Raw genomic sequence first — 5,130 nt, 5'->3', positions numbered from 1 at the left:
AATTTAAACAGTTACTTGGCGATGTTTTTGACCTTAGAAAAATCCTTTTCAAAAATAAACAGCCTTGCCAAACTAATTCCAACGAGGCAATTTTATTAGAAAAAAGGCTCAACGACCTACTGCTGATAAATATTGACCAAGAAAAATATGCTCTAACTGCCACTTTTCAGATTTCGATGTTAAAATACCGAAATTTTTTATTGCCATGTATTTATGATATAGACATTCCTCCTGATAATAATGGTTCTGAAAGAGCTATCAGAAATATTAAAGTCAAACAAAAAGTTTCTGGACAGTTTAAAACTGGTCAAAATGCCTTTTGTGTCATTCGTTCTGTCATTGATACATTGCTAAAAAGGCAACTGGAGGTACTTCCATACCTAAATCTAATCATTAAAAATCAACCTGTGTGGTAACCAGAAATTAAACTTATTTTGGAGAAAGGACTTTCGGAAACTTTTCATTATCAGGCGTTTGTGTTACTTTATCAATTTGATTCTTTGTCCGAAATCGTTATCAAATATCCATTCGAGAAAGATGAAAACCACCATGCGTATGTAATATTTGTAGAAGGAGAAGCCATTTTTGAAGAACTGAAAACTATTTCGCAGGACGTAGATGAGGAAATAACCGTAGGCAATCAAGTGTTTTATTGGAAAGTAACCAAAGGCGAAAGTACCGACACCGTTTTCTCAAAAATCCTCGCAAAAGTAAAATATAAAAGCAGCACAACAGTTCGGAATATCAATACGCTTGAAAAAATGCTTGTTTCATAAAATTGATTAAAAATTTACCTTTAAAATTAGTAACTTTGCGAATATGTTTTATATTTATCTTTGCTCCATAATTAGGGAAAGAAATCAAAAAAGTTAAGAAATGTTTGAAAATTTAAGTGATAAGCTCAATAAAGCCATAAAAACCCTCAAAGGGCAAGGCAGAATATCGGATATTAATGTGGCAGCCACCGTCAAAGAAGTACGACGTGCTTTGATGGATGCCGACGTAAACTATAAAGTTGCCAAAGATGTAACCGACCGTGTACGGGAAAAAGCGATTGACCGAAAAGTAATGATTGCCGTTGAACCAGGGCAAATGTTTGTCAAAATCGTTCAAGAAGAATTGATGGATTTAATGGGCGGACAAGCTCAAAGTATCAATCTCAAAGGTTCGCCAGCAGTAATTTTGATTGCGGGTTTGCAAGGCTCGGGTAAAACTACTTTTTCGGGAAAATTTGCTGCTTATCTCAAAAAACAAGGTCGTCAAGTGCTACTTGTTGCCTGTGATGTGTACCGCCCAGCTGCGATTACACAATTACAAGTGTTGGGTGAGCAAGTAGGTGTAGAAGTTTTTGCCGAGCCAGAAAACAAAAATGTCGTTGAAATTGCCAAAAATGCCTTAGCTTATGCCAAAACCAAAGGGAAAAGCGTCGTAATTATTGATACGGCTGGTCGTTTGGCGGTTGATGAGGTAATGATGAAAGAGGTGGAGGACATCAAAAAGGCAGTTTCGCCAAGCGAAATTTTATTTGTGGTGGACTCAATGACTGGTCAAGATGCGGTAAATACTGCCAAAACGTTCAACGAAAGATTAGATTTTGATGGTGTTGTTCTAACAAAATTAGACGGAGATTCACGTGGTGGTGCAGCACTTTCAATCAAAGCGGTTGTTAATAAACCAATCAAGTTTATTTCGACTGGTGAAAAAATGGATGCCCTTGATATTTTCTATCCTGACCGTATGGCGAGTAGAATTTTGGGCATGGGTGATGTTATTTCCTTGGTAGAAAGAGCTCAACAGGCTTTTGACGAAGACGAGTCTCGTCGCTTAAATAAAAAAATGCGTGAGAATAAGTTTGATTTGACCGACTTCTTGACGCAACTGGAACAAATCAAAAAAATGGGAAACATCAAAGATTTGATGGGCATGATTCCTGGCGTTGGTTCGCAAATCAAAGACGTTGATATTAGCAATGATTCGTTCAAACCAATTGAAGCAATCATCAAATCAATGACTCCGAAAGAGCGTGAAAAACCAGACATGATTGATGGCAGTCGTAAGAAAAGAATTGCCGCAGGTAGCGGAACCGATATTCAGCAAGTAAATAATCTTTTGAAGCAATTTGACCAAATGAGAGGCATGATGAAAAAAGTAAATCAAATGCAATCAAGTGGTAAAATGAAGGCATTCAAATAAGGTTTTCTTGTAAAAATGAAAAGGTCAATGAGCTGAAATGCTTATTGACCTTTTTTATTTGTTTTTAATAGTGTTTTGGCTAATATTGTTCTACATCATCTTGAAAATCTATTATTACACTCTTTTCAAGTTTCAACTCATTTTCGCAGACAAATACAATGACAACTACCACAGAATTTCGCCGACATATTCATGCCAATCCAGAACTTTCAACAGTCGAAAAAAAATACGAGTGAATATGTAATCCAAGAATTAAATAAATGGGGTATTACCAAAATATACCGAGGGTTTTCGTTTCATTCACTCATTGCCGAAATCAATGGAATTGAGTCTGGCTCAACAATCCTTTTTCGTTGTGAATTAGATGCGTTGCCTATTCAAGAAGACAACGATTTTGCTCACAGGTCTATAAAAGATGGGGTTTCGCATAAGTGCGGATATGATGGACATGCCGCAACGATGTTTCGTTTTGCTCAAAATTTGATTTTCCTGACGAATTACTCGAAATAGGAAGCACAATATTTTATCAGATTGCCAAGCAATTGACCAAGTAAACTTTTCACTTCTTTCTATAATAATATAAAGATGTAGGCGTAGTTTGTCCATCGGGTCTTTCGCTATTTGTAAAATAGCCTTTATTGTCTTTATCAAAACAAAAACCTTCGCCTTGAGATTCCTTTACGTAGGGGAGGAGCTTATCTCGACTACGAGCGAGGGCATTAATAATGCTTTCATTTTCTTTCCGATACCAATAATAAATAGCCTCATAATTTCGTAAGGCAATTTCTTTTCCATCAGATGAGATACCGCCACTCGTAATGATTTGAAGAGGAATATTTAGAATAAACTTAGCAGTTTGTGTTTCAGTAACTGATTGAGGATAAGGGAGTTGATAGAGGCGAACATTGAATTCACGCTTCGTAACGATATAAATATCTTTAGTAGTGGGGTCGAGCAAAATGCATTCAGCATCACGGCTACCATCAGGGTACTGAAAAGCAATTCGATCATAATTTTTTACTTCATCATTCAAAGATTGTGGTTCAAGAAAACGATAAATATAATATTGATTATCATAAGCAGCCGCATTATCGCCAATATCTGCCAAGTAAATATAATTTTTTCCTGTTTCTGGACCCGCACCAATCGTCATATCTTCCCAATCTCGATTGGGAAAAGGCATTTGTATTTTTCCTTTGTATTCGGCTTTGTGCGAAAAAAGATAAATCATATTGGGGTTATTGCCATCTTCTTCTACCCAAACATTACCCGTCATGCTTTTGCTATCACATAATCCAGAGGCCTCATCGGCAATGGAGAGAGGTAAAATATAGCTTTGAGGTGTGGTTTCAAAATCGGGAATAACTTCTGTAGGCGTAGGAGTCGGTTTCTTGGTAAACCAGACGCATGAACTTAAAACAATAACAATTAGTATGTAAGAAATGGATTTCTGCATTGTGAGGCTAAGTTACATGACAAACTTTCAACTTTTATAACGAGAGATTAGTATTAAAATTCTATTTTTTCGCTTCTTAATGTCTTCTTATCAGAATCAATTTTCTTGGTTTTTAAGCGTTTCTCTACTGCTCCTTGCGATGGTTTTGCAGGAAGTCGTTTTTTTCTCTCGTGAAAAGCCTTCTCCAGAATCTTGTAAAACTTCTTAATAACCAACTCTTTATTCTGCAACTGACTTCGCTTTTCTTGGGCAGTGATAGCCAAAATAGTTTCTTGTACTAATTGATTTTGGAGTTTTTCTAAAAACTTTTCTTTTTGAGTGTCAGTCAACAAGTTCGATGCCTGAATATCAAATCTTAGCTCTACTTTGGTTTCTACTTTATTGACATTCTGCCCACCAGGCCCACCACTTCGGGAGGTGTGAAATTCAAATTCAGGAGAGAAATCAATATTTTTTATGTCATTTTCCATACATATTTTTAGCCCACTTTTTAGTTACTGATTAAAAATCAAACATTTAAAGCCTACTTTTTATTCAAAAAGTCTATTACAGCTTCCACAAATTCAAGAGGCTTTTCGGCTTGAACCCAATGCCCAGCTCCTACGATGGTTTCGATGATTGCATTGAGAAATATTTTCTTAATTGTTGGAATATCTTCATCAAAAATATAGCCAGATTCGCTGCCACGAATGAAAAGCACGGGTTCGTTTACTTCATGAACATCGGTAAAATCTCCACCAACTTGATAGATTTCTTTGCTTAAAACAGGTAAATTTATTCGCCAATCAAACTTGGCATCTTCGGTTCGGTAGATGTTTTTTAACAAAAACTGTCTTTCACCGATATTCGATACAAATTTTGCTAACTGTGTTTCGGCATCATTACGGCTTTTAAGATTTTCTAAATCAATCGAATTTAAACCTTGAATAATATGTCCGTGATGATACGGATAAAACTTTGGAGCAATATCAACAATGATGAGTTTTGAAAACTTTTCGGGGTATTTCATGGCAAAGTGCATGACTGTTTTGCCACCCATTGAATGCCCAATAATGACTGGTTTTTCTAACTGATGGTGTTCTATAAATTCATTCAAATCTGCTGCCATTAGTTCATAGCTAAACTCCTCACTACGAGGCGATTGTCCATGATTTCGTGCATCTAAAGCGTAAATAGCATAGCCTTTTTCGGCAATCATTTTACTAATCGAAAACCAATTATCTGACGAACCAAAAATTCCGTGTAGAATCAAAATTGGCTGACCTTCGCCCGTTTTTCTAAAAAAAAGTTTCATGCTTTACCATTGTCATTTGAAGCACAAAGATATGGTTTTATAAAAAACAATTAGTGTCTTTTTTCTTAACCTGATTGATTTATATTCCTTTTCAGGGTTTGTTCATAAAAAAAAGATAGGGATTCAAAAAGCTGATATATTTGTTTTAGGAACTAAACATCAATTTATGAATCCCCCCAAAACAAAC

The 5,130-nt window shown here is 35.9% G+C and carries 7 protein-coding genes; 4 read left to right on the top strand and 3 right to left on the bottom strand.

Features of this window, described 5'->3' with window-relative positions:
- The 4 genes from ACH2CJ_RS18735 to ACH2CJ_RS18720 all read left to right on the top strand — a co-directional run.
- The coding region (locus tag ACH2CJ_RS18735) for a transposase (RefSeq protein ID WP_394995207.1) at positions 1-416 on the top strand (416 nt) is incomplete at its 5' end.
- Between the two features lie 18 nt (positions 417-434).
- Positions 435-776 carry a DUF1697 domain-containing protein gene (locus tag ACH2CJ_RS18730; RefSeq protein WP_394995204.1) on the top strand — a complete coding sequence of 114 codons (342 nt, stop codon included), beginning with the start codon at positions 435-437 and terminating at the stop codon, positions 774-776.
- Between the two features lie 100 nt (positions 777-876).
- The gene (gene ffh, locus ACH2CJ_RS18725; RefSeq protein ID WP_394995201.1) at positions 877-2,193 is read left to right on the top strand and encodes a signal recognition particle protein; all 1,317 of its coding nucleotides are present in this window, start codon (positions 877-879) and stop codon (positions 2,191-2,193) included.
- A gap of 192 nt (positions 2,194-2,385) precedes the next feature.
- Entirely contained in the window at positions 2,386-2,703 is a 318-nt protein-coding gene (locus tag ACH2CJ_RS18720) for a hypothetical protein (protein WP_394995199.1), read from the top strand.
- Between the two features lie 49 nt (positions 2,704-2,752).
- On the opposite strand, the gene ACH2CJ_RS18715 is transcribed toward ACH2CJ_RS18720, so the two are convergent.
- Genes ACH2CJ_RS18715 through ACH2CJ_RS18705 form a run of 3 tightly spaced genes read right to left on the bottom strand, consistent with a single transcriptional unit; the run spans position 2,753 to position 4,943 of the window.
- Positions 2,753-3,649 carry a PE-PGRS family protein gene (locus tag ACH2CJ_RS18715; protein ID WP_394995197.1) on the bottom strand — a complete coding sequence of 299 codons (897 nt, stop codon included), beginning with the start codon at positions 3,647-3,649 and terminating at the stop codon, positions 2,753-2,755.
- A gap of 53 nt (positions 3,650-3,702) precedes the next feature.
- Positions 3,703-4,119 (bottom strand): alternative ribosome rescue aminoacyl-tRNA hydrolase ArfB, encoded by a 417-nt coding sequence (arfB, locus tag ACH2CJ_RS18710; RefSeq protein WP_394995194.1) that lies wholly within the window; start codon positions 4,117-4,119, stop codon positions 3,703-3,705.
- Positions 4,120-4,172: 53 nt separating this feature from the next.
- Complete coding sequence (locus ACH2CJ_RS18705; protein WP_394995191.1) at positions 4,173-4,943, bottom strand: alpha/beta fold hydrolase; 771 nt, start codon at positions 4,941-4,943, stop codon at positions 4,173-4,175.
- Positions 4,944-5,130 lie beyond the last annotated feature (187 nt).

This window comes from Emticicia sp. (assembly GCF_043780375.1).
Taxonomy (GTDB): domain Bacteria; phylum Bacteroidota; class Bacteroidia; order Cytophagales; family Spirosomataceae; genus Emticicia.
Note: the sequence above shows the minus strand (reverse complement) of the source record. Positions and strands in the feature narration are given on the sequence as shown.

Bases quoted from the DNA above. Each gene is read 5' to 3' on its own strand.
- ACH2CJ_RS18720 (WP_394995199.1), top strand. From the start codon at position 2,386: ATGCCAATCCAGAACTTTCAACAGTCGAAAAAAAATACGAGTGAATAT.
- ffh (WP_394995201.1), top strand. From the start codon at position 877: ATGTTTGAAAATTTAAGTGATAAGCTCAATAAAGCCATAAAAACCCTC.
- ACH2CJ_RS18705 (WP_394995191.1), bottom strand. From the start codon at position 4,943: ATGAAACTTTTTTTTAGAAAAACGGGCGAAGGTCAGCCAATTTTGATT.
- arfB (WP_394995194.1), bottom strand. From the start codon at position 4,119: ATGGAAAATGACATAAAAAATATTGATTTCTCTCCTGAATTTGAATTT.
- ACH2CJ_RS18715 (WP_394995197.1), bottom strand. From the start codon at position 3,649: ATGCAGAAATCCATTTCTTACATACTAATTGTTATTGTTTTAAGTTCA.